The organism is Variovorax sp. OK605 (assembly GCF_900115445.1).
GTDB lineage: Bacteria > Pseudomonadota > Gammaproteobacteria > Burkholderiales > Burkholderiaceae_C > Variovorax.
Genome location: NZ_FOWL01000008.1, coordinates 152732 through 174567, shown reverse-complemented (window position 1 = coordinate 174567; position 21836 = coordinate 152732). Strand labels below are relative to the sequence as shown.

23 protein-coding genes are annotated in these 21836 nt (G+C 68.0%); 7 read left to right on the top strand and 16 right to left on the bottom strand.

The window, feature by feature from the left end; genetic code table 11:
- Positions 1 to 26: 26 nt before the first annotated feature.
- From BM013_RS21665 to BM013_RS21640, 6 genes are all read right to left on the bottom strand, one after another.
- Entirely contained in the window at positions 27 to 1781 is a 1755-nt protein-coding gene (locus tag BM013_RS21665) for a YadA family autotransporter adhesin (RefSeq protein WP_093129713.1), read from the bottom strand.
- A 29-nt stretch (positions 1782 to 1810) separates the two neighbouring features.
- On the bottom strand, positions 1811 to 4063 hold the full coding sequence (locus tag BM013_RS21660; RefSeq protein ID WP_093129712.1) for a phosphocholine-specific phospholipase C: 2253 nt from the start codon (positions 4061 to 4063) through the stop codon (positions 1811 to 1813).
- 79 nt (positions 4064 to 4142) lie between these two features.
- On the bottom strand, positions 4143 to 4340 hold the full coding sequence (locus tag BM013_RS21655) for a hypothetical protein (protein ID WP_093129711.1): 198 nt from the start codon (positions 4338 to 4340) through the stop codon (positions 4143 to 4145).
- A gap of 154 nt (positions 4341 to 4494) precedes the next feature.
- Positions 4495 to 5517 carry a phosphonate ABC transporter, permease protein PhnE gene (phnE, locus tag BM013_RS21650; protein ID WP_256221598.1) on the bottom strand — a complete coding sequence of 341 codons (1023 nt, stop codon included), beginning with the start codon at positions 5515 to 5517 and terminating at the stop codon, positions 4495 to 4497.
- A gap of 8 nt (positions 5518 to 5525) precedes the next feature.
- Positions 5526 to 6341, bottom strand: a complete 816-nt coding sequence (gene phnC, locus BM013_RS21645) for a phosphonate ABC transporter ATP-binding protein (protein WP_093129709.1) — start codon at positions 6339 to 6341, stop codon at positions 5526 to 5528.
- Between the two features lie 11 nt (positions 6342 to 6352).
- Entirely contained in the window at positions 6353 to 7300 is a 948-nt protein-coding gene (locus BM013_RS21640) for a phosphate/phosphite/phosphonate ABC transporter substrate-binding protein (RefSeq protein WP_093129708.1), read from the bottom strand.
- Positions 7301 to 7460: 160 nt separating this feature from the next.
- Here BM013_RS21640 and BM013_RS21635 point away from each other — a divergent pair, with 160 nt between their 5' ends.
- Complete coding sequence (locus tag BM013_RS21635) at positions 7461 to 8384, top strand: HAD-IIA family hydrolase (protein ID WP_093129707.1); 924 nt, start codon at positions 7461 to 7463, stop codon at positions 8382 to 8384.
- Here the strand turns inward: BM013_RS21635 and BM013_RS21630 are convergent.
- Positions 8321 to 9298 carry a MurR/RpiR family transcriptional regulator gene (locus BM013_RS21630; protein WP_256219962.1) on the bottom strand — a complete coding sequence of 326 codons (978 nt, stop codon included), beginning with the start codon at positions 9296 to 9298 and terminating at the stop codon, positions 8321 to 8323. The two genes, BM013_RS21635 and BM013_RS21630, sit on opposite strands and share 64 nt — an antisense overlap.
- Before the next feature lie 106 nt (positions 9299 to 9404).
- Entirely contained in the window at positions 9405 to 9752 is a 348-nt protein-coding gene (locus tag BM013_RS21625; protein WP_093129706.1) for a hypothetical protein, read from the bottom strand.
- 195 nt (positions 9753 to 9947) lie between these two features.
- Between BM013_RS21625 and BM013_RS21620 the strand changes: the two genes are divergently transcribed.
- From BM013_RS21620 to BM013_RS21610, 3 genes are read left to right on the top strand one after another with little or no spacing between them, the layout of a single operon-like run.
- Entirely contained in the window at positions 9948 to 10427 is a 480-nt protein-coding gene (locus BM013_RS21620) for a hypothetical protein (protein WP_093129705.1), read from the top strand.
- Positions 10428 to 10480: 53 nt separating this feature from the next.
- Positions 10481 to 10753, top strand: a complete 273-nt coding sequence (locus BM013_RS21615) for a hypothetical protein (protein WP_093129704.1) — start codon at positions 10481 to 10483, stop codon at positions 10751 to 10753.
- Positions 10750 to 11100: a VOC family protein gene (locus BM013_RS21610; RefSeq protein WP_093129703.1), complete on the top strand. Its 351-nt coding sequence runs from the start codon at positions 10750 to 10752 to the stop codon at positions 11098 to 11100. Before BM013_RS21615 ends, BM013_RS21610 begins: the two co-directional genes overlap by 4 nt.
- 19 nt (positions 11101 to 11119) lie before the next feature.
- On the opposite strand, the gene BM013_RS21605 is transcribed toward BM013_RS21610, so the two are convergent.
- Entirely contained in the window at positions 11120 to 12415 is a 1296-nt protein-coding gene (locus tag BM013_RS21605) for an aspartate carbamoyltransferase (RefSeq protein WP_093129702.1), read from the bottom strand.
- Between the two features lie 54 nt (positions 12416 to 12469).
- Positions 12470 to 13474 (bottom strand): LysR family transcriptional regulator, encoded by a 1005-nt coding sequence (locus tag BM013_RS21600; RefSeq protein ID WP_093129701.1) that lies wholly within the window; start codon positions 13472 to 13474, stop codon positions 12470 to 12472.
- A gap of 102 nt (positions 13475 to 13576) precedes the next feature.
- On the opposite strand from BM013_RS21600, the gene BM013_RS21595 reads away from it, so the two are divergent.
- Genes BM013_RS21595 through BM013_RS21585 form a run of 3 tightly spaced genes read left to right on the top strand, consistent with a single transcriptional unit; the run spans position 13577 to position 16520 of the window.
- Positions 13577 to 14806 carry a pyridoxal phosphate-dependent aminotransferase gene (locus tag BM013_RS21595; RefSeq protein WP_093129700.1) on the top strand — a complete coding sequence of 410 codons (1230 nt, stop codon included), beginning with the start codon at positions 13577 to 13579 and terminating at the stop codon, positions 14804 to 14806.
- Positions 14803 to 15816: a Bug family tripartite tricarboxylate transporter substrate binding protein gene (locus tag BM013_RS21590; RefSeq protein ID WP_093129699.1), complete on the top strand. Its 1014-nt coding sequence runs from the start codon at positions 14803 to 14805 to the stop codon at positions 15814 to 15816. Before BM013_RS21595 ends, BM013_RS21590 begins: the two co-directional genes overlap by 4 nt.
- A 14-nt stretch (positions 15817 to 15830) precedes the next feature.
- Complete coding sequence (locus BM013_RS21585; RefSeq protein ID WP_093129698.1) at positions 15831 to 16520, top strand: RraA family protein; 690 nt, start codon at positions 15831 to 15833, stop codon at positions 16518 to 16520.
- A gap of 116 nt (positions 16521 to 16636) precedes the next feature.
- Here BM013_RS21585 and BM013_RS21580 read toward each other — a convergent pair whose 3' ends face one another.
- The 6 genes from BM013_RS21580 to urtC form a co-directional block, all read right to left on the bottom strand.
- Positions 16637 to 16987: an alpha/beta hydrolase gene (locus tag BM013_RS21580; protein ID WP_093129697.1), complete on the bottom strand. Its 351-nt coding sequence runs from the start codon at positions 16985 to 16987 to the stop codon at positions 16637 to 16639.
- Positions 16988 to 17221: 234 nt separating this feature from the next.
- Positions 17222 to 17572, bottom strand: a complete 351-nt coding sequence (locus BM013_RS21575) for an FmdB family zinc ribbon protein (protein ID WP_093129696.1) — start codon at positions 17570 to 17572, stop codon at positions 17222 to 17224.
- 13 nt (positions 17573 to 17585) lie between these two features.
- Entirely contained in the window at positions 17586 to 18818 is a 1233-nt protein-coding gene (gene fmdA / locus BM013_RS21570) for a formamidase (protein WP_093129695.1), read from the bottom strand.
- 36 nt (positions 18819 to 18854) lie between these two features.
- Complete coding sequence (gene urtE, locus BM013_RS21565) at positions 18855 to 19544, bottom strand: urea ABC transporter ATP-binding subunit UrtE (RefSeq protein ID WP_093129947.1); 690 nt, start codon at positions 19542 to 19544, stop codon at positions 18855 to 18857.
- Positions 19545 to 19858: 314 nt separating this feature from the next.
- Positions 19859 to 20602, bottom strand: coding sequence for an urea ABC transporter ATP-binding protein UrtD (gene urtD / locus BM013_RS21560; RefSeq protein ID WP_093129694.1), 744 nt, complete (start codon positions 20600 to 20602; stop codon positions 19859 to 19861).
- Between the two features lie 15 nt (positions 20603 to 20617).
- Positions 20618 to 21808, bottom strand: coding sequence for an urea ABC transporter permease subunit UrtC (gene urtC, locus BM013_RS21555; protein ID WP_093129693.1), 1191 nt, complete (start codon positions 21806 to 21808; stop codon positions 20618 to 20620).
- Between the last annotated feature and the right edge of the window lie 28 nt (positions 21809 to 21836).

The window sequence follows — 21836 nt, the reverse complement described above, 5'->3', positions numbered from 1 at the left end:
GCGCGTCCGGCACACATGCCACAGCTTCAGTCGAACACGCCCGTCAGCGCCACCCGCGTCACCACGCCCGAGCTGGTCGCGCCCACGCCCAGCGTCACGCTGTAGCGGCCGTCCTGCGAGGTGTGGCGCAGCGAGCCGCCCAGCGCGCTTTCGCTGCGGTAGTTGCCCAGGCCCACGGCATAGCTGAGCTTGCCCGGCACCATCGGCGCGGCTTCCATGGCGGCAACGCCCGCGATGCCGGCGTAGGCGCGGCGTGCGTTGTCGTCGATCTGGCCCTGCAGCCGGCCGGCCGTGATGTCGGTGTAGGCCTTGCCCAGCGGCAGGCCCTGCGCGGCCACGGTGTCGGTGTATGCGTTGGCCGAGGCCACGCCGTCCTTCACCATGCCCTGCACCTGGCCGACGTTGGTGGCGTCGGTGGCCACGCTGCCGGGCGCCACGCCCGTGAGCTGCCGGTTGCCCAGCGCCACCTCGCCCACCGACGACTGCACGCCCGCCAGCCCGACCGCCGTGTACGCGGCCTGCGCGCCGCGCGTGGTCGCGCTGCCCGCGCCCAGCGCGACGCTGTTGGCGTGCGCGGCCGTGGCGTTGCTGCCGAGCGCCACCGCGTTGTCGGCGCTCGCGCGCGCCGCGCTGCCCAGCGAGATGCTCTGGCTCGCGTTCACGTACACGCCCGCGTCGTTGCCGATGGCGATGTTGCCGTCGCCGTTCACGTGCTGGCCGGCGCCGTTGCCCTGCCCCAGGTTGCCGTTGCCCGTCACGGCCTGCCCCGACGCGTTGCCGAACGACAGGTTCTGGCTGCCCTGCACGCCGCCGCCGGCCGCCTGCCCCAGCGCGACGTTGTTGTTGCCCGAGACCTGCGCGCCGGCCATCAGGCCCGTGGCCTGGTTGCCCGAACCGGTCACGCCCGTGCCCGCGCCCTGGCCCGAGGCGATGTTGTTGCTGCCGCTCACGTTGGCGCCGGCGCCGTTGCCGTAGGCCTGGTTGGCATTGCCCGTCACGTTGCTGCCGGCGTTGGTGCCGTAGGCCTCGTTGTCGGAGCCGGTGACGTGCTGGCCCGCGTTGCTGCCGGTCGCGTCGTTGCGGTTGCCGGTGACGAACTGGCCGGCGGCGTAGCCGGTCGAGTTGTTGTAGTCGCCGGTGACGTTCTCGCCGGCGCTGCGGCCCATGGTCTGGTTCCAGCCGCCGACCACGTTGGTGCCCGCGTAGTAGCCGATCGCCTGGTTGGCGTTCTTGCCCGACACGTTGGTGCCCGCGCCCTCGCCGATGGCCAGGTTCCAGTTGGTGCCGACGTTGTTGCCCGCGCCGTTGCCCAGGCTCACGTTGCTGCTGCCGACCACGTTCATGCCGGCGTTGGTGCCCATGGCGTTGTTGTCGGAGCCCGTCACGCCGCTGCCGGCATGAAAGCCCATGGCGTTGTTGTGATCGCCGGTGACGTTGTCGCCCGCGCTGCGGCCGAACGCCTGGTTCCAGCCGCCCTTGACGTTGTCGCCGGCCTGGAAGCCGATGGCCTGGTTGGCGTTGCCGCCGCTGACGCCCACGCCCGCCCCGTCGCCGATGGCAAGGTTGAAATTGGTGCTGACGTTGTTGCCGGTGCCGGTACCGAGCGCCTGGTTGTTGGTGCCGGTGACGCCGGTGTTGCCGGTGCCCGTGCCGATGCCGAGGTTCGACTTCGCCGGGTCCCAGGTGGTGGTCTGGGCCTGGACCAGGCCCGTGCCCGCGCCGAGCGCGGCGGCCAGCCCGAGCAGGGCTGCGCCGCGCGCGGCGCGCTTGTGGTGCTTCATGGTGTCTGTGCGCGTGAAATGGACTGCGCTCAGGCCTTCAGGTGCAGCGCCATCGCCGGGTCGCTCACGCCGGGCTTGCCCGTTTCCACGCGGCCCGAGAAGCGGCGCTCGGTGCTGGCGCCGGTCATGGTGAAGTCGTACCAGTGGCCGCTGTCGTCCAGGTTCCAGTGCAGCGTGCCGGTGTCGCCCGCCGCCACATCGAGCGGCCAGGGGCCGTCGCCGCGGTAGGCGTTGGACTTCACCGTGACCGTGCCCGCCGCCGTGCCGGTGTTGTGCACCTTCAGGTAGACCTGCCCGGTGGCCGGCTCGTAGCAGACCTGCGCCTCGGGCTTGAAGGCCGCGGTGTCGGCGGCGAGCGCGTCGCCCTTGAAGCAGCGCACGAAGCCGTTGCTGCTGTAGACCCACAGCTCGTACTTGCCGCTGTCGGTGGCGCCGGTGTTCCAGTAGTCCGACAGTTGCTTGCCGGCCTCCACCGTGTAGCGGCGCGGAATGCGGTCCAGGTGCAGCGTGTCGTACACGTGGAACACGGCGCCCTGCGTGCCGGTGTTCGCGAAGATCAGCTGCAGCAGGCCGCGCGGCTCGACGCGTGCGCTGGTGTGCAGCTCGTAGGGCAGCGCGCGCGCAAAGCGCGAGCCGGTCTCCTGGTACAGCGGCTGCGGCGTGGCGGGCGCGGTGGTCACGGGCGCCGTGGGCAGCAGCCGCTGCGCCGCGTTGATCGCCGCGAAGTTGCTCATGTCGGGCAGCTTGGGAAACACCGGGTCGTTCGGGCTGACGAAGTCGAAGCACGAGGTGAGGTCGCCGCACACGGCGCGATGCCACGGGCTGATGGCGTCCACCGTGACGCCGAAGCGCTTCTCCAGGAACATGCCCATCGAGGTGTGGTCGAACACCTGCGAATTGACCCAGCCGCCCTTGCTCCACGGCGACACCACGTACATCGGCACGCGCGAGCTCAGGCCCCAGGGGCGGATCTTGCCGCTGGTGGTGTCGGCGGCGTTCAGGTAGCTGCCCACCGAGGCGTCGAAATACTCGCCGTCCAGCGGCACGGTCGACTTGCCCATCAGGTTGCCGCTGGCGTCGTACGAGGGCACCGAGGGCATCGCCAGGTGGTCGAAGAAGCCGTCGTTCTCGTCGAAGGTCACGAAGAGCGCGGTCTTGCTCCACACCGCGGGGTTGGACGTGAGCGCGCCCAGCACGTCGGAGATGAAGTCGGCCGCGCCGGCCACGCCTTCGCTGCTGCCCGGGTGCTCGGCCAGGGCCTGCGTGGGCAGCACCCACGAGACCTGCGGCAGCGTGTCGTTCATCACGTCCTGCTTGAGCTGCGCGAGGAAATTGACGGCGCCGTCGGCCGTGGCCGGACCTCCCGTCAGGCCGTGCTCATAGATGGGCGAGCCCGGCTGCGCGGTGCGGAAGCTCTGGAAGGCCAGGCAGCCGTTCATGGCGCCCGTCCAGTTGTTGTTCATGTTCTGGTAGATGTGCCAGCTGATGCCGGCCTTCTGCAGCACGTCGGGCAGCGTGTCCCACTTGAAGGCGTTGTTGACGTACTTGTAGTTGTAGGCGCTCGTGCTCGGGTCGGTCTGGCCCGAGCCGTCGGCCTGCTGCGCCCGGCCCGCGACCCAGTTCGACGGGCTGGGCCAGCAGCGCGAGTTGACGGGTTCGGAGTCGGTGTCGGTGCTGTTGATGCCCTTCTTGCGCAGCTCCGGATTGAAGTTGGAGCCCGACCAGAACACGATGCGGTTCGGGTCGGTGCCGGTAAGGATCGAGCAGTGGTAGCCGTCGCAGACCGTGAAGGCGTCGGCCAGCGCGAACTGGAACGGAATGTCCTCGCGCAGGTAGTAGCCCATCGTCGCCTGGTTCTTGAACTGGATCCAGCGGTCCATCTTTCCCTGGTTCCATGCGCCTTGCATGTCGGGGAAGTTGTGCGGCGTGCCCGAGCCGATCAGCGCGTTGGCGATCGTGGAGTCGCGGCGAAAGGGCTGGATGTCCGGGCCGCCGGCGGTGGCGTTGGGCTGGAAGAACACCGGCTTGCCGCTGGCCAGCGGAATCGGGAAGCGGTCGCCGAAGCCGCGCACGCCGCGCAGCGTGCCGAAGTAGTGGTCGAAGCTGCGGTTCTCCTGCATCAGGATGACGATGTGCTTGACGTCCTGGATGGTGCCGGTGTCGACCGCGGCCTCGACCGCGAGGGCGTTGCGGATCGCGGGCGGCAGCAGGGTGAGGGCCGAGGCCGCGCCGACGGCGCCGGCCGACTTGCGGAAGAAATCACGACGGTTGGTGGGGTTCATGGGAGTCTTTCAACGCGAGGACAAAACGAAGAACGAAGGACGAAGGAACTGGAGGGCGTGTCGACGGAGGAAGCGCGGCTCAGGGCGCGCACTTCAGCGCCGGGGTTGCCGGCTGCTCGGGCTGCTGCGTGGGCGGGGGCGTGGTGCCGGTGGGCGGCAGCACCGGCACGCCGCCGCCACCACCCCCGCCGCCACCGCAGGCGGCGAGGCTCAGGCACAGGAGGAGACCGGCCGCGGCCGATGCGACGAAGCCATACCGGGAAGCACGTGGAGTCATGACAATTTCCTTGGAGAGGAGAGAAGACGTGGGGCGAAAGAGTCGAACGAGTCGAATCAGGGCCGAGCAGCCCCCTCGGGGTTGCGCCGGCTTTGGAAAATCGGGGTGGTTGCGCCGGGAGCGCCAAGGCGTCCCGGCGCGGGAAGATCAGGGTTCAGGCATAGCGGCTGCGCAGGCGTGCCGCGACGCGGTCGAGCACCAGCACCGTGAGGAAGATCGCGATCAGGATCGTTCCGACGTGCGCGTAGTTGTACATGTCGTAGCGTCCCTTGAGCTCCTGGCCGATGCCGCCCGCGCCCACCAGGCCCACCACGGTGGCCATGCGCACGTTGCGGTCGAGGATGTACAGCGTGTAGGCGATGAACTGCGGCATCACCTGCGGCAGCACCGCGAAGCGCATCACCTTGAGCTTGTTCGCGCCGATGGCGCGCAGCGCCTCCTGCGGCTTGTCGTCGGCGGTCTCGATGTCTTCCGCATAGAACTTGCCGAGGAAGCCCGCCGAGTGCAGCGCGAGCGCCAGCACGCCGGCGATGGGACCGAAGCCGTAGGCCAGCACCAGGAACAGCGCGCTCACCAGCTCGGGCACCGCGCGGAACAGCCCGACCACGCCGCGCGCCAGCCCGTACACGGCGCGGTTCGGCGTGTAGTTGCGCGCGCTGCACCAGGCCAGCGGCGCGCTCAGCACGATGGCCAGCAGCGTGGCCCAGATGGCGATCTCGAAGGTCTCGAGCATCTTCACCGCCACGTGCCACAGGTAGCCCAGCGGCTGCACCAGCTCCTCGCGCGTGTCGACCAGTTCCTCCATCTGCAGCGTCTTCGGGTTGAGCTTGGGCTCGCGCGTCTCCACGGTCTCCACGTGCGAGAACCAGGGCAGCCGGTTGCGGTCGAAGCCCTCGATGCGCGCGGTCTCGGTGCGCTCGGACACCTGCGGCGGAAACAGCGAACGCGCGATCGTGCCCAGGCCCGACAGCACCTGCGACTGCTCGCGCAGGCCCACCGCGGCAAGCACGCCCTCACCGGTGAGCGAGAGCATGCGGCCCATCTCGACGCGCTGGCCGGCGAAGAAGCCGACCACCAGCACGAGCAGCAGCACGCAGAGGCTGCGCGTGCCGAAAGGGCGCGGCAGTTCCCACGCGGAAGCAGGACGGCCGGTGGGCGAGTTCGCGGAAGTGTTCACGGGACTGTTCATTGCGCAAGCTCCAGCACACCGGTGTGCAACGGCAGCACGACCTCGGGTTCCGCGATGTGGCCGCCGGGCCGCACGGCCGCCGGCGCGCGGCCGTAGACCGCATCGAAGACCTGCGGATCGAAGGCCCCCGGCGCGCCGTCGAACACCACCGCGCCGTGGCGCAGCGCGACGATGCGGTCCGCGAACTCGCAGGCCAGCTCGATCTGGTGCAGGCTGCACAGCACCGTGGTGCCGCGCTCGCGCGCCTGCCTGCGCAGGAGCGAGAGCACGTCGTGGCTGGTCTGCGGGTCGAGGCTGGCCACGGGCTCGTCGGCCAGCACCAGCGGCGGCGCGAGCATGAAGGCGCGCGCAATGCCCACGCGCTGCTGCTGCCCGCCCGACAGCTCGCTCACGCGGCGGCGCAGGTGCTGCTCCTGCAGGCCCACCGATTCGATGAGCTCGCAGGCCTTGCGCCGCGCCTCGTCGCTGAAGAGGCCCAGCAGCGCGCGCCAGGTCGGCATGGCCGGCAGCGCGCCCGCGAGCACGTTCTCGGCCACCGTGGAGCGCAGCACCAGGTTGAACTGCTGGTGGATCATGCCGATGCGCGGGCGGATGCGCGCCAGCGAATCGGCCGCGATGCGCACGCCCTCGACCTGCACCGTGCCCTGCGTGGGCTTCACCAGCCCGTTGGCCATGCGCAGCAGCGTCGACTTGCCCGCGCCCGAGGAGCCCAGCACCACGCAGAACTGGCCCGCAGGCACCTGCAGCGAGACACCGCCCAGCGCCTGCGTGCCGTCGGCGTAGCGCATGGCGACCGATTCGAAATTCAGCATGGCGTGCGTGCTCAGCGCTGCGCGGACTTGGCCAGGATGCGGCCCTTGAGCTCGTCGGTGAGCAGGCCCAGCTTCTCGGCGGCCACGTTGAACTCGTCTTCCGAGAACTTGGTGTCGTAGCCGTCAATCTTGCCGCCGCCGTAGCCGCGGATCATCTCGGGCGTGACGCCGGGCGCCTTGTTCACGGTGGCGAAAGCGTCCTTCAGCTTGGCCTTCAGCGGCTCGGGCAGCTTGGAGTTCAGCGCCAGCGGCGGGTAGGGAATGGCCATGCTCCTGGCGATGACCTTCACCGTCTTCGGATCGACGGCGCCCTGCTTCACGGCCTTCTCATACGAGTCGAACGAGAGCGAGGCCACGTCGACCTGGTCTTGAACCAGCGCGGCCAGGCTGCTGGCGTGGCTGCCGGTCATGCGGATGGCCGAGAGGTCGCGCGCCGGGTCCATGCCCGCGTCCAGCAGCATCGCGACCTGGAAGGTGAAGCTCGAGGCCGAGTTCACGTCGCCGAAGGCCACGCGCTTGCCCTTCACGTCGTTGATGCCCGCGATGGGCGCATTGGCCTTGGCGAACATGCCCGCGTAGTACACCGAGGCACCCTTCTCCACGCCCACGGCCAGCAGCTGCGCGCAACCGCGCTTGTGGGCCTGCACGTAGGAAACCGGGCCGAAGAAGGCGATGTCGGCCAGCTGGTTGCACATGCCCTCGACCACCGCGCCGTACGACTGGCCGACCTTCAGGTCGAAGTTCAGACCGGTGGTGCGCGTGATGGCGTTGAACACCGGCGCGTAGTCGGCCTTGGTGCCCGACTCGGTGCCGCCGTCGGCCGGGATCAGCAGCACGCGCAGCGGATGCTCGCGCGAGCCGTCGGCCACGGCCTGGGCGTGCGCGGGAAGGGACAGTGCCGCGGTCAGCGAGACAGCGGCTGCAGCGGTGGCGGCAAGGGCCAGGAGCTTGTTCTTCATGGTTCGGTTCTTTCGTTTGGAGGCAACGTGAGAGGCAGCTTGCGATGCCACCCGAGGGAGGCGATGCCGGGACTTTAGAAACCAAAGATGACAAGCAAATGAAATTAGCTCATTGCAAAACCAACATTTCACTGAGCAATATTCAATACAATTTGCCGCCATGAGCACGAACCACACGACACCGGGGAACGCGACAGGCCAGGCCAGCCAGGCCGGCGCGTTCACCGACGCCCGCCTGGCGCGGGCCCGCCACCTGCTCGTCGACCTCGACGGCACGCTGGTGCGCCAGCAGCAAGCCATAGCCGGCGCGGCCGAGCTGCTGGCGCATTTCGACGGGCGCTACGCCATCGTTTCCAACAACTCCACGCACACCGCGCCGGGCCTCGCGCAGCGGCTGCGCCGGCTCGGCCTGCGCGTGCCCGCCGAGCGCATCGTGCTGGCCGGCGAGCTGGCCGTGCGGCAGCTGGTGCGCGAGCACCCCGAGGCGCGCGTGCTGATGGCCGCGAGCCCCGCCCTGCAGCGCTATGCGCGTTCGCAGGGCTGCCAGCTGGTGCCAGGCGGCGCCGACTTCGTGCTGCTCGCGCTCGACATGCATTTCAGCCATGCGCGCCTGGCGCTCGTGGTGAACGAACTGCTGCGCGGCGCGCGGCTGCTGGTGAGCAATGCCGACGCCACCCACCCCGGCCCGCACGGCCGCGTGGTGCCCGAGACCGGCGCGCTGCTGGCGGCGGTGGTGGCGGCCAGCGGCGTGCAGCCGATGCGCGTGACCGGCAAGCCCGCGCCACTGCTGTTCGAGGAAGGCCTGCGCTGCCTGGGCGCGCGCCCCGAAGACACGGTGGTGGTCGGCGACAACCCGCTCACCGACGCCGAGGGCGCGCGGCGGCTGGGCATGGCCTGCGTGCTGGTGGGCCAGGCGCCGGGCGCGGTGGCGGCGTCGGTGGCCGGGCTGTTCGCCGGTGCGGCCGTGGATGGTGGTGGTGGTGCCGGTGCTGGTGCCGAGGCACCCGCGCAGGCGCCGTCTCAGTACCGCTTGAGCGAAAGCACGTCGAAGGTCTGGCGCAGCGTGCGCACCGAGGTGTCGTAGTCCGACAGCGCCAGGCAGGCGATCAGCACGTCGATGATCGCCAGCTGCGCGAGCCGGCTGGTCATCGCCTCGGTGCGGAAGTTGGTCTCGCGCGCCATCGTGAACAGCATCACGTCGGCGTAGGCCTGGATCGGCGACTTGCCGAAGTTGGTGATGCACACCGTGGACGCGCCCGCCTCCTTGGCCAGGCGCGTGGCCGTCACCGTCTCGTGCGAGCTGCCCGAATGCGAGATGGTCAGCACCGCCGTCTTCGCATCGGTCAGCGAGGCGCTGATGGCCTGCACGTGCGAGTCGACCGCCAGCTTCACGTTCAGGCCGATGCGCAGCATGCGGTAGTGCGCGTCCTCGGCAATGGTGGCCGAGCTGCCGATGCCGTAGATCTCGATGCGCTCGGCCTTGCGGAACAGCTTCACCGCGCGCTCCATCGCCTTCGCGTCGAGCGTGGATTCGGTGTCGTGCAGCGTCTGCACGTTGCTCTGGAAGATCTTGCGGATCACCGCCGTCGCGTTGTCCTGCGGGTCCAGGTCTTCGTGGATGAAATCCACCGGACGCACCAGCTCCTGCGCCAGCGCGATCTTGATCTGCTGGAAGCCCGTGGCGCCGAGGTTCTTGCACAGGCCCACGATGCTGCCTTCGCTGGAGCCCGTGCGCTCGGCCACTTCGCTGACCGACATGTGCACCACCTCGCGCGGGTTCTTCACGATGAAGTCGGCGATGCGCTGACCCACCGGCCCCAGCGAGGACCACAGCGTCTGGATGCGCGCGAGCACGGCGGAGACCGGGACGTCGGACGCCTCGGGGGCGGGGGCGGCAAGCGCCGCGGCGGGCGCCTTGTTGCGGGGTGCGGAAACCTTGCCGCCTTCGGGTGCAGAAGCCTTGTCGCCTTCGGCTCTGGGGGTGCTGTTGCGCTTCATTGGCCGCGAGCTTACCCGCCCTCGATGGCGGTTTCATGCATTGCGGCGCCGGGCGCCGCGGCTCACGCGCCTCTCATTTGCCTCTCATTTGCCTCTCGCTCGCCGCTTACTCCCCGCTGTTGCTCGCAGGCAGGTTCGCCGACGCCACCGGCGGCACCACCTGCGACTCGAGCACTTCGGTCGGATGCATCGCGTTGTTGGCGCGCACCGCCTCGGCCTGCACCTGCGCGCGGTCCGCGCCCGACACCGGCGTGGCCACCTGCGACTCGAGCACCTCGGTCGAATGCATGGCGTTGTTGGCGCGCATGGCGTCGGCGGCCACCGCGTCGCGCGACAGGGTCGAGTGCGACATCTGCGGATAGTCGGGATCGGCCTGGCCGCCCGCGTGCGCGAGGGAAGCCAGCGCCAGCATGGGCACGGCGGCGATGCACAGGGTTGCTGTACGAACTCTCATGGTTGTCTCCTGGAGTGAAGGTGTTTTCACTCTAGGACGCGGCACTTACCGGGCGGTGAGAGTTCGCTTATGCAGGGGTGAGAGTTGGCTTAGGCAGCAGTGAGAACGCACGGGCAAGGCAGGGGTGCGCCGCGCTGTCGAAGCCCTATATTCGGCTGTCGTCAGGTCCCACCGAAACAGGAGCGCCCCGCACCGATGAGCCGATTCACCTTGACCGAAGTCACGCCGTCCGTCCCCGAAGGGCTGCGCTGCCGATTCCTGCTGGCCGACCGCGCGCAGACCCAGCGCATGACCGTGCTGGTCGTCGCCTTCGAAGGCGACTACCCCGACGGCAGCCTGGGCAACAACCACGGCGCCTTCATCGCCACGCGCACGCTGCACGGTCTCCATGCCTTCTGCGCCGACTGCGTGGTGCTCGACTTCCGCGCAATGACCTACCGCTGGGGCAACACGCTGCTGCAGGTCTTCCAGGACGTCTCGCAGTTCATGGACTCGGACGGCGAGCCGGGCGCACCGCCGTTTCCGGTGCTGGCCGTCACCTCGGAGAAATCGCGGGCGGCCTTCCTGGGCCTCGTCACCCCCCACGGCAGGCCCGTGCCGCCCTGGCACTTCGACGACATCGATGCGGCGATTGCCTGCGGCAGCCGCAAGGCCGAGGAATGGCTGGCGTCCTGAGCGGACCGATGAACGCACCCATGCCCGCGACCGCTCTCCCCCTCCCCCTGCCCATGGACCTGCCCATCGCGCTCGTCTCCGACACGCTCGTCAACAGCTTCTGCTTTCGCGCGAACGGCCAGGTCACCGCCACGATCGGCACGAAGAACGGGCCGCTCGCCGGGCCGCTCTACCGTTACCGCGTGCTGTCGCAAGACAGCATCGAGATCATTCGCTCCGACGCGCACGTCGAACGCTGGACCGGCATCCGCGTCGAAGGCGCGCTGCTCCATGTGCAGCGCGACGGCCGTAGCGCCACCTTCACCATCGGGAGGCCCGCCCCATGAAAGTCAAACGCATCGTCGCCAACATCGCTGCCGCCGACCCCGCGCGCGCCGCCGTCTTCTACCAGGACGTGCTCGGCCTCGACCTGCTCATGGACCACGGCTGGATCCAGACCTACGGCGCCAAGGCAGACATGGCGGTGCAGCTCAGCGTCGCGTCGGAAGGCGGCTCGGGCACGCCGGTGCCCGATCTGTCCATCGAGGTGGACGATGTCGACACGGCCTTCGCGCGCATGAAGGCCGCGGGCTTCGTCGTCGAATACGGCCCGGTCGACGAGCCCTGGGGCGTGCGCCGCTTCTACGTGCGCGACCCGTTCGGCAAGCTCGTCAACATCCTCGCGCACACCTGAGCATGCGCTCCCCCGGGGCTCAGTCGATCCCGTGGAACACGCTGTCGTCGGGGCCGATGTGCGAGGGCGGCGTCCATGCGGCGTCGCGCATCGAACGGCTCACGAGCTTGTCGACGCCCAGCAGCGTGGCAAAGATCGCCATGCGCACCGGAATGCCGTTGTCGGTCTGGCGGAAGATGGCCAGGCGCGGGTCGTTGTTGAGGTCCACGCTCAGGTCGTGCGAGCCGGGGCGGCCGTCGCGCGGCAGCGGGTGCATCACCACCACCTCGGGCTTGCAGGACGACTCGACCAGCGCGCGGTTGATCTCGAACGCGTTGTCGAAGCCTTCGAGCACTTCGTCGTTGGCAAAGCGCTCCTTCTGGATGCGCGTGGCGTAGATGATGTCCGCGCCGGCCAGCGCCTGCGCGGGCGTGGCGGCGGTCTCGACCACGTGGCCGTTGCGGCTCACGGCCTCGACGATTTCCGCCGGCATGGCCAGCGAGGGCGGCGAGACCAGCGTGAACTTCATGCCCTTGTACAGCGCCAGCAGCTTGATCAGCGAATGCACCGTGCGCCCGTACTTCAGGTCGCCGACCATCGCGATGTGCGCGCCGTCCACCAGCTTGCCCAGCCGCGAGAACTCGCGCTGGATGGTGTACAGGTCGAGCAGCGCCTGGCTCGGGTGCTCGCCCGGCCCGTCGCCGCCGTTGATGACGGGCACGTTGGTGGCGCGCGCGAACTCGGCCACCGAGCCCTGCTCGGGATGCCGCACCACGATCGCGTCGACGTAGCCGCTGATGACGCGGCTGGTGTCGTAGATCGACTCGCCCTTGGCCATCGACGAAAAGGTGAAGCCCGTGGTGTCGCACACCGAGCCGCCCAGCCGGCAGAACGCCGCGCCGAAGCTCACGCGGGTGCGCGTGCTGGCCTCGAAGAACAGGTTGGCCAGCACGGCGCCCTCGAGCACGCGGCTGACCTTGCGGCGGCGCGCAATGGGCTGCATGACGTCGGCCAGCTGGAACAGCTCGTCGATGGCGTCCCGGTTGAACTGGCTCACGGACAAGAGGTGGTGCGAGCCGTCGACCGCCATCGAGCGGCGCAGCGCACCTTCATGTGCGCTCTGCGTATATTCACCGCGCCGCCCGTCGGAGGCCAGGATCTCGCTGACGAAGCGCCGCGCAACCTCGGGCATGGCCCTGAATTCGTTCGATTCGTCGGGCAGCAGCCAGGCGTCGAGCGCCCTGCGGCGGCTGCCGATGCGCTCCGCGAAGGCGTCGCGCGTCATGTTGAGTTGACGCATCGCGTCGCGGAGGAGCACCTGTTGCGGCATGTTCATGGGCCGCGAATATATACTCAATGCGTATATTTTTGAAGGCCGCGGCGAGAAAAATCACCTCCGGCTCTTCCTCGCGGGCTTTTTCGCGGCCTGGCGCAGCGCGCGCTGCCGCAGGGTCGCGCCCGAGCCGCGTGGCGGACGCGGCGGCGCCACGTCGTGCTGGCTGGCCCGCAGGGTGAAATCGCAGGTCTTCACGGCCAGCTCGACGATGCGCGCCAGCGCGGGGCTGAAGTCGTCGCGCCGACAGACCGCGCTGTAGACCAGCGGCGGCGGCATGGGGTCGCTCTTGACGACACGCAGCAGGCCGCTCTTGATATCCGGGCGCACGTAGTCGAGCGCCAGCTGGCTGATGCCGAAGCCGCTGATCGTCAGCTCCCGCAAGACGGTGGTGCTGTTGGTCAGCAGCACCTTGCCGAAGCGAAAGCCGTGCTCCGCGCGCCAGGCCTCGTAGAACCTGTTCTTCGAGGCGCCGGCGGGCTGCTCGATCACCGGGTAGTCGGCAAACTCGTGCGGCTTCAGCGCCCGGTGCGGGATGCCCAGGCGAGGGCTTCCGATCCAGGCCTGGTCGACCTGCCCCACCTTGATCGACTCGAAGGCCTGGCCCCAGAAGATGCCCGGCATGATGGTCAGGTCGAGCTTGTTGGCCTCCAGCCGCTCGAAGAGCGTGAGCCCCGCGTCCACCACCGGCTCGAGCGTCACCTCGGGATGCAGCTTCTGCAGCAGCTGGATCAGGCTGGTGAGCCAGGTCATCGCAATCAGCTCCGTCACGCCCACGCGGAAGGTGCCGCGCAGCGTCTTGTCGACGCTGATGTCGTGCTGGATGCGCTGCCACAGGCGCTGGGCCTCTTCCGCGAGCGGCAGCAGTTCGCGGCCGGCCTGGGCCAGCTCCAGGCCGTGGGAGGTGCGATGCAGCAGCGGGCCGCCCAGCGACTCCTCCAGCTCCGCCAGCCGCTTGGAGATGGCCGACTGCGTGGTGTGCAGCTTCACCGCGGCGGCGCTGAAGCTCTGGAGCTTGGCGCTGAAGAGAAAGGCCTCCAGCTGCTTGAAGGTGAAGTTCATGGCTGCGGAATGTACGCCCCTGCCCAGCCAGGAAAAAAAGGAATACCGCGCCGCTCCGATTTCTCGTTTGTCTCGCGGCAAAGGCACTTTGATACTGCGGGCATGCTTCATATCGCACCCCGCCTGAACCGAATCAAACCGTCGCCCAGTTCCATGGCCGGCCAGAGAGCGCGCGAGCTGCGCGCCATGGGCCGGGACATCCTCGGCCTGACCGCCGGCGAGCCCGACTTCGAGACCCCCATGCACATCAAGGACGCGGCAATCCGCGCCATGATGGCCGGCCAGACCCGCTACACCGACGTGGGCGGCACGCCGCTGCTCAAGGAGGCCATCGCCGGCAAGCTGCTGAGGGAGAACGCCCTGGCCTACACGCCGGGCGAGATCATCGTCGGCACCGGCGCCAAGCAGGTGATCTTCAACGCGCTGATGTGCACGGTCGCGGCAGGCGACGAAGTCATCGTGCCGGCGCCCTACTGGGTGTCCTACCCGGACATCGCGCTGCTGGCCGGCGGCGTGCCGGTCTTCGTCGACTGCCCGGCAACGGCGGGCTTCAAGCTGCAGCCCGCCGACCTGGAACGCGCCATCACCGGCAAGACGCGCTGGCTGATGCTCAACTCGCCCAACAACCCCAGCGGTGCGACCTACACGCGCGCCGAGCTTGAAGCACTGGCCGAGGTGCTGCGGCGCCACCCCCAGGTCTGGGTGCTGACCGACGACATCTACGAGCACCTGATCTACGGCGACATCGCGTTCGCGACCATGGCCCAGGTGGCGCCCGACCTCAAGGACCGCACGCTGACGGTGAACGGCGTGTCCAAGGCCTACGCAATGACGGGCTGGCGCATCGGCTACGGCGCGGGGCCCGCGGCGCTGATCAAGGCGATGGTCAAGCTGCAGTCGCAAAGCACCTCCGGCCCCAATTCGGTGGCCCAGGCCGCAGCCATCGCGGCGCTCACGGGGCCGCAGGACACCATCGCCGCGAACCGGCGCGAATACCAGGCCCGGCGCGACACGGTGGTCGCGGCGCTCAATGCCATCGACGGCATCCGTTGCGACGTGCCCGACGGCGCCTTCTACGTCTTCGCGTCGTGCAGCGCGCTGTTCGGTCTCCGCACGCACAAGGGCACGGTCATCGAGACCAGCGACGACTGGGTGATGCACCTGCTGGATTCACAGGACCTCGCGGCGCTTCAAGGCAGCGCGTATGGCGTGCCGACGCACTTCCGCATTTCTTTCGCCGCCAGCAACGAGCAGTTGCTGGACGGCTGCCGCCGCATTGCCCGCGCGCGCGCCGAACTCTCGGGCCAAGCCATCAACCAGGAACCGCAATGAAACTCCGCCCTCTTCTGAAGCTTCTGCCCGACATTGCCGCCAACGCCGCGATCACTGCGATCACCGCGGGCGCCACCTTCCTCGGTGCCACGCACGCGGCGGCAGCCGATGCCTTTCCGACGAAACCCGTGAAGATCCTCGTGGGCTTTTCGCCCGGTGGCTCCAACGACGTGGTGGCACGCCTGATCGCGCCGAAGCTGGCCGAAGGGCTGGGGCAGCAGGTGCTGGTCGAGAACCGCCCCGGCGCCGGCGGCAACATCGCGGCATCGACCATGCTCGGCGCGCCCGCGGACGGGCACACGCTGCTGATGTGCACCACGGGCACCCTGTCGATCCAGCCGCACATCCTCAAAAGCATGCCCTTCGACCCCGAGAAGGACATCGCGCCCGTCACGCAGATCGTCAATGCGCCCTACATGCTGCTGGTCAATGCCACGCTGCCGGTGAAGAGCGTGGGCGAACTGGTGGCCTACGCCAAGCAGAAGCCCGGCGAAATCAACTTCGCCTCCTCGGGCACGGGCACCGGCGGCCACCTGGCCGGGGAGATGCTCAAGAGCCGCGCGGGCATCGACATCGTGCACGTGGCCTACAAGGGCACCGGCCAGGCGATGACGGACCTCATCGCGGGCCAGGTCTCGATGATCTTCGACCAGCCCGTGAGCTCGATGCAGTACGCCCGCGCGGGCAAGCTGCGCGCCCTGGCGGTGGCCAGCCCGCGCCGGCTGGCGGCGTTTCCGGACATTCCGACCGTGACCGAAGCCGGCGTGCCGGACTTCGACCCCGTGACCTGGGCCGGCATCTGCGCCGCCAGGAACACCCCGCCCGCGGTGGTCGCGCGCATCCAGCGCGAAGTGGCGAAGGTGCTGGCGATGCCCGAGATCGCCAAGCGGCTTGCCGCCGACGGCCTCGAGCCCGTGGGGAGCACGCCCGAGCAGTTCCGTGCGTTCCTGGCGGCCGACAAGCGCAAGTGGGGCCGCGTGGTGAAGGACGCCGACGTCAAGGCCGAATGAGAAAGGAACACCCGATGAACCAGCTTCCCGACATCGTTCGCGACTTCGAGCGCGTTCCCGCCGACCTGGTCCGCCAGGCCGCCGCATTCCAGCCGGCCATTCTTGCGGACGTCAACGGGCGCCGGGGCGCCCTGCACGGCCGCATCCAGGCCCTGCGCCACCGCATGACGCTGGCGGGCACAGCGCTCACGGTGGAAGTGCGACCGGGCGACAACCTGATGATCCACGCCGCCATCGCACTCGCCAAGCCCGGCGACGTGCTGGTGATCGACGGCAAGGGCGACCAGAGCGCCGCCCTCATGGGCACGATCATGATGAACGCCTGCCGTCAGGTCGGCATTGCCGGCGTGGTGATCGACGGCGCGGTGCGCGACAGCGTGGAAATCGACGAGATGGGCTTTCCGGTGTTTTCGGTCGGCACCAACCCGAACGGCCCGACGAAGCTGGCCTCGGGGCGCATCGGGCATCCGGTGTCCGTCGGCGGCGTGGCCGTCCGGCCCGGCGACCTTGTCGTCGGCGATGCCGATGGCGTGGTCGTCATCGAGCGCGAGAAGGTCCAGACGCTGCTGCAGGCAGCGAAGAAGAAGGTCGAGGACGAAACCGCACGCATCGACGCCATCAAGAAGGGCGACACCGCGGCCAAGTGGCTGGACGCCGCCCTGCGCAGCGCGGGCGTGCTCAAGGAAAACGAAAAGCTCGCGTAGCGACAAGCTCGCATCAACGAGGAGCCATGTCAGCGAGAAGCCACGTCAGCGAGATGCAGGCATCAACGAAGAAAGGGCCCGCAAGGGCCCTTCTTCATTCATGTGCACAAAGCAGCTTACAGGCCAGCTTGGCGCGTGAACGACACGCTGGGCTTCTTGTAGGCTTGCGGCACTTCGTCGCGGTAGAACGCGCGGCGGTCGAGGCTGGCGAGCGGGTCGTGGGCCTTGGCAACGGCTTCGGCTTGCACGGTCGCGCGGTTGGCGGTCGACGTGAAGGCTTGGGCGCCAGCGCTGGAGGCATCGCTGTACTCGTTGCCGGCGCGTGCGGCGGCAGCGGCTTGCGGTGCGACTTCGGCGCGGGAGACCGAAGAGTTCACGACGTGCACGCCATCGTAGGTTTCTGCGTGGGCTCCGGCAGCAGCCAGGAGCGAGAGAGCAGCAGCGGCGAGGATCTTCGAGGCATTCATTTCAATCTCCTTCAGGTGTTTGGTTGGTGAGGAGAAGTTTGCGACTGAAGCGACCCCAAAAACGCCGGCAAAAGGAACCGCGGCGTTCACGCTATTGAAACAATGCCGGCCTTGAAAAGCCGATGGTCAATAGGGGTTGCCCCAGCGTTTCGCATGGAAACAGCTGGGGCAAAAGGTGCCTGCACCGAGGCATCTGAAACGACTGCACACAAGTCGATCAGAAATGACACGAAATCAGTGGCTGATCATCCACGGCCGCCGTGACGGCGCCGACTTCGCGCCGCTGGGCGCGGTCACCGTGGCGCCGCGCTTCGATGACGAAGAAGAGCCGCAGCAGCCACACCCCGCGGGGTGCTTGAAGCGCGCGTAGTCGCGCGAACTGCCCGGCTCGTGCCGCGCGCGCTCGTTGGTCTCCATCGCGCGGCACGTGCCAGAGGCCATCAGCGCCAGTCGCGGCGCGGCCGACAGCACGCGCGGCGAAGCGCATCCGCAATCGGGGCAGGCAGCGGGCTCGTCGCGCTGCCCCGAGGGCCGCAGCGCCTCGAAGCCGCCGCACTGCCCGCAGGCGTAGTCGTAGGTCGGCATGGCGGGCCTTCGTTCAGCGCAGGTCGTGCGACAGCGGCATGTCGATGCTGCCGTCGATGAACTTCACGGGCCCCGAGGCGTTCGGGTTGATGTCGAAGTCGAAGATGCCCGTGGGCAGCCACAGCGTGGCGCACGAGTTGGGCACGTCGACCACGCCGCTGATGTGGCCCTGCACCGGCGCCGTGCCCAAAATCGAATAGGCCTGCGCGCCCGAGTAGCCGAACTTCTTCAGGTACTCGATGGCGTTCAGGCAGGCCTGGCGGTAGGCCACGTTCACGTCGAGGTAGTGCTGCTTGCCGCTCTCGTCCACCGAGATGCCTTCGAAGATCAGGTAGTCGTTGTACTGCGGCGTGATGGGGCTGGGCTTGAAGATCGGGTTCCTGATGCCGTACTTGGCCATGCCGCCCTTGATGAGCGTGACCTTCATGTGCACCCAGCCGGCCATCTCGATGGCGCCGCAGAAGGTGATTTCGCCGTCGCCCTGGCTGAAGTGCAGGTCGCCCACGCTCAGGCCCGCGCCATCCACGTACACGGGGAAGAACACCTTGGAGCCGCGCGACAGGTCCTTGATGTCGCAGTTGCCGCCATGCTCGCGCGGCGGCACGGTGCGCGCGCCTTCGGCCGCGGCCTTGGCGCGCGCCTCGCCGGTCATCTTGCCCATGTGGGCGGTGCCGGCGAACGGCGGGTTGGCCAGGCCGGGCACGCGATCGGGGTCGGTGGCGATGAGCTTGCCTTCGCGCTCGTTCCACATGTCGAGCATGGGCTTGTCGGGCAGGCAGCCGATGAGGCCGGGATGGATGAGGCCCGCGAAGTTCACGCCCGGGATGTGGCGCGAGCTGGTGAACATGCCCTTGAAGTCCCAGATCGATTTCTGCGCCTCGGGAAAGTGGTCGGTGAGAAAGCCGCCGCCGTTCTTCTTCGAGAAGAAACCGTTGAAGCCCCACAGGCTGTCCTGCTTGGCACCGATGTCCAGCAGGTCGACCACCAGCAGGTCGCCGGGCTCCGCGCCCTTCACGCCCACGGGGCCCGAGAGGTAGTGCACGGTGCTCAGGTCGATGTCGCGCACGTCGTCGGCGCTGTCGTTGTTCTTGATGAAGCCGCCGGTCCAGTCGAAGGTTTCGAGGATGAAGTCGTCACCCGGGTTGACCCAGCAGGCCATCGGAATGTCCGGGTGCCAGCGGTTGTGGATGTTCTCGTTCTCGGTGGGCGATTGGGTCAGGTCGACCTTGATCAGCGTGTCCGTCATGTGCAGTGGCTCCTGGGGTTGTGGTGAATCGGTGAGTCAAACGGAGAGATAGGCCTTGATGTGCTCCACATCGGTCTTGTCGCGCGCGGTCTCGTGCACCAGGCGCCCGCCTTCGATCACGAAGAGCCGGTCGGCCACGTCCATCGCGAAGCTCAGCACCTGCTCGGACACCACGATGGTGATGCCGCGCAGCTTGCGGATCTCGTTGAGCGCCTTGGCGATGTCCTTGATGATCGAAGGCTGGATGCCCTCGGTGGGCTCGTCGAGCAGCAGCACCTTGGGGTCGGTGACGAGGGCGCGCGCAATGGCGAGCTGCTGCTGCTGGCCGCCGGAGAGGTTGCCGCCCTTGCGGCTCTTCATGTCCCACAGCACGGGGAAGAGCGCGTAGATTTCCTCGGGGATGCGGCGCGTCTTCGAGTTCTCCAGGCCGGTCTGGATGTTCTCTTCGACCGTGAGCGTGGGGAAGATCATTCGGCCCTGCGGCACGTAGGCGATGCCCTTGGCCACGCGCCTGAAACTTTCGTCGCGCGACACGTCCTGGCCCGAGACCTCGATGCGCCCGCTCTTCAGCGGAAGAATGCCCATGAGGCTCTTGAACAGCGTGGTCTTGCCCATGCCGTTGCGGCCCATGATGGCGATGGTTTCGTTGGCATGGCCTTCGAACGACAGGCCATGCAAGGCCTCGCTCTGCCCGTAGGCTACGTGCAGGTCTTCGACCTTCAGCATGACGTTGCTCATTTCAAGCGCTCCTGTACGTTTGTTGTTTTGCACGGGACGCGTGCACAGGCCACCGGGTACGCCCCTGCGCGAATGTCCCCCGGGCTTCGCCCTCCTCCTTTATTTCGCTGCGGGGAGCACCCGATGCCCTGTTCACGAGGACACGCTCTGAGTGCTCGCCGATCAACCCCGGCTCCGAAAACGATCAGGTCGATGGAGTGCCTTGCGCAGCGAAATAAAGGAGGAGGGGCGCAGCCCCGGGGGACATTCGCGGAGCAAGCTACCCCGTCGGCGTGAGCGAGCCCTGAACGACTGAACTTCATCTAGTGCCCCAAATAGACGTCGATGACCTTCGGATCCGCCTGCACCTTCTCCATCGGCCCCTCGGCGAGGATCTTTCCCTGGTGCATCACGGTGACCTTGTGCGCGATCTGCTTCACGAAGGCCATGTCGTGCTCGATGACGATCACGGCGCGGTTCTGGCAGATGCGCTTGAGCAGCTCGGCCGTGAGCTCGCGTTCGCGCGCGCTCATGCCGGCAATGGGCTCGTCGAGCATCAGCAGCTCGGGCTCCTGCATCAGCAGCATGCCGATCTCCAGCCACTGCTTCTGGCCGTGGCTCAGCAGGCCGGCCTCGGTGTCGAGGCGGTCGGCCAGTCCGATCTCCTGCGCAATGGCTTGTACCTTGGCCTTGACCTCGTCGTCGCACTTGAACGCCAGCGCGCCGAACACCGAGCGGCCTTTGGGAAACGACACCTCGAGGTTCTGGAACACCGAGAGGTTCTCGTAGATCGACGGTGTCTGGAACTTGCGCCCGATGCCCAGCCGCACGCGCTTGTGCTCGGCCATCTTCGTGAGTTCGGTGTTCTTGAACTTGATGCTGCCTGCGCTCGCGCGCGTCTTGCCGCAGATCAGGTCGAGCAGCGTGGTCTTGCCTGCCCCGTTGGGGCCGATGATCACGCGCAGCTCGTTCTTGTCGATGTACAGCGTGAGGTCGTCGATGGCTTTGAAGCCGTCGAAGGACACGGTGAGATCTTCCACGGCGAGCGCGAAGTCGGTGTTGCTCATGAGGGTGCTCCAGGTTCAGGCGCGCTGGCTGCCGACGCCTTCGGGGAGCGTCGGTTCGGAGGGTGTGGCGGCGGGAGCCATGGGCGCCGGTGTCACGGGCGGCTTGACCGCAGCTTCACGCAGCGCCTGCCGGCGCGACTTCCACCACGGCCGGATCTTTTCTTCCCACACGCCCGCCAGCCCCATCGGAAAGGCCATGGTCACGCCGATGAAAAGGCCCGCCATCAGGAACAGCCACAGGTCGGGGAAGCTCTCCGAGAACAGCGTCTTGCCCGCATTCACCAGCAGCGCGCCGTACACCGCGCCCACCAGGCTCATGCGCCCGCCGACGGCGCAGAAGATCACCATCTCGATGGACGGCACGATGCCCACGAAGCTCGGCGACATGAAGCCCACCTGCAGCGCGAACATCGCGCCGCCGATGCCCGAGAGCCCCGCCGCCAGGCAGAAGGTGAAGACCTTGAAGTTCGACACGTCGTAGCCCGAGAAGCGCACGCGGTCTTCCTTGTCGCGCATGGCCAGCAGCAGCGTGCCCAGCTTGCTGGTCTGCACCCAGCGGCACAGCAGGATGCTCAGCACCAGCAGGCCGACGCACACGTAGTACAGGATGTACTTGGCACTGTCGGTGCGCGTGTCCCAGCCCAGCATGGTCTTCAGGTCGGTCATGCCGTTGACGCCGCCGGTGTAGCCCTGCTGGCCGATGATGAGCACCGTGCAGATGAGCGCCACGGCCTGCGTGATGATCGCGAAGTACACGCCGCCCACGCGGCGCTTGAACATCGCGAAGCTCACGAGCCAGGCCAGCGCCATCGGCGCGAGCACCACCAGCGCCAGGCTCAGCGGCAGACTCTTGAACGGCAGCCACAGCGCGGGCAGCTCGGTGATCTGGTTCCAGTCCATGAAGTCCGGAATGCCGGGCGTGGACTGGATCTTCGTGGTGACCGGGTCGGAGGCTTCGAGCTTGAGGAACATCGCCATCGCGTAGCCGCCGATGCCGAAGAACACGCCCTGCCCCAGGCTCAGCACGCCGCCGTAGCCCCACACCATGACGAGGCCCACGGCCACGAAGGCGTAGGTGAGGTACTTGCCCACGAGGTTGAGGCGGAAGATGTCGAGCGACAGCGGCAGCACCACCGCGAGCAGCAGCACCAGCAGCAGGAGGCTGCCGAGCTGGTAGCGCTGGATCGAGGCCTTGATGAAATTCATCGGAACGTTCTCCAAAAGAAAGTCGGGT

What these genes read in the sequence shown, in the direction of transcription:
- BM013_RS21630 (WP_256219962.1), bottom strand. Translation starts at nt 9,298, where the DNA reads ATGAAGCGCAACAGCACCCCCAGAGCCGAAGGCGACAAGGCTTCTGCA.
- urtD (WP_093129694.1), bottom strand. Translation starts at nt 20,602, where the DNA reads ATGAGCAACACCGACTTCGCGCTCGCCGTGGAAGATCTCACCGTGTCC.
- BM013_RS21665 (WP_093129713.1), bottom strand. Translation starts at nt 1,781, where the DNA reads ATGAAGCACCACAAGCGCGCCGCGCGCGGCGCAGCCCTGCTCGGGCTG.
- BM013_RS21595 (WP_093129700.1), top strand. Translation starts at nt 13,577, where the DNA reads ATGCTTCATATCGCACCCCGCCTGAACCGAATCAAACCGTCGCCCAGT.
- BM013_RS21625 (WP_093129706.1), bottom strand. Translation starts at nt 9,752, where the DNA reads ATGAGAGTTCGTACAGCAACCCTGTGCATCGCCGCCGTGCCCATGCTG.
- urtC (WP_093129693.1), bottom strand. Translation starts at nt 21,808, where the DNA reads ATGAATTTCATCAAGGCCTCGATCCAGCGCTACCAGCTCGGCAGCCTC.
- BM013_RS21585 (WP_093129698.1), top strand. Translation starts at nt 15,831, where the DNA reads ATGAACCAGCTTCCCGACATCGTTCGCGACTTCGAGCGCGTTCCCGCC.
- urtE (WP_093129947.1), bottom strand. Translation starts at nt 19,544, where the DNA reads ATGCTGAAGGTCGAAGACCTGCACGTAGCCTACGGGCAGAGCGAGGCC.
- BM013_RS21600 (WP_093129701.1), bottom strand. Translation starts at nt 13,474, where the DNA reads ATGAACTTCACCTTCAAGCAGCTGGAGGCCTTTCTCTTCAGCGCCAAG.
- BM013_RS21660 (WP_093129712.1), bottom strand. Translation starts at nt 4,063, where the DNA reads ATGAACCCCACCAACCGTCGTGATTTCTTCCGCAAGTCGGCCGGCGCC.
- BM013_RS21635 (WP_093129707.1), top strand. Translation starts at nt 7,461, where the DNA reads ATGAGCACGAACCACACGACACCGGGGAACGCGACAGGCCAGGCCAGC.
- BM013_RS21580 (WP_093129697.1), bottom strand. Translation starts at nt 16,987, where the DNA reads ATGAATGCCTCGAAGATCCTCGCCGCTGCTGCTCTCTCGCTCCTGGCT.
- BM013_RS21575 (WP_093129696.1), bottom strand. Translation starts at nt 17,572, where the DNA reads ATGCCGACCTACGACTACGCCTGCGGGCAGTGCGGCGGCTTCGAGGCG.
- BM013_RS21620 (WP_093129705.1), top strand. Translation starts at nt 9,948, where the DNA reads ATGAGCCGATTCACCTTGACCGAAGTCACGCCGTCCGTCCCCGAAGGG.
- BM013_RS21590 (WP_093129699.1), top strand. Translation starts at nt 14,803, where the DNA reads ATGAAACTCCGCCCTCTTCTGAAGCTTCTGCCCGACATTGCCGCCAAC.
- fmdA (WP_093129695.1), bottom strand. Translation starts at nt 18,818, where the DNA reads ATGACGGACACGCTGATCAAGGTCGACCTGACCCAATCGCCCACCGAG.
- BM013_RS21610 (WP_093129703.1), top strand. Translation starts at nt 10,750, where the DNA reads ATGAAAGTCAAACGCATCGTCGCCAACATCGCTGCCGCCGACCCCGCG.
- BM013_RS21640 (WP_093129708.1), bottom strand. Translation starts at nt 7,300, where the DNA reads ATGAAGAACAAGCTCCTGGCCCTTGCCGCCACCGCTGCAGCCGCTGTC.
- BM013_RS21655 (WP_093129711.1), bottom strand. Translation starts at nt 4,340, where the DNA reads ATGACTCCACGTGCTTCCCGGTATGGCTTCGTCGCATCGGCCGCGGCC.
- BM013_RS21605 (WP_093129702.1), bottom strand. Translation starts at nt 12,415, where the DNA reads ATGAACATGCCGCAACAGGTGCTCCTCCGCGACGCGATGCGTCAACTC.
- BM013_RS21615 (WP_093129704.1), top strand. Translation starts at nt 10,481, where the DNA reads ATGGACCTGCCCATCGCGCTCGTCTCCGACACGCTCGTCAACAGCTTC.
- phnC (WP_093129709.1), bottom strand. Translation starts at nt 6,341, where the DNA reads ATGCTGAATTTCGAATCGGTCGCCATGCGCTACGCCGACGGCACGCAG.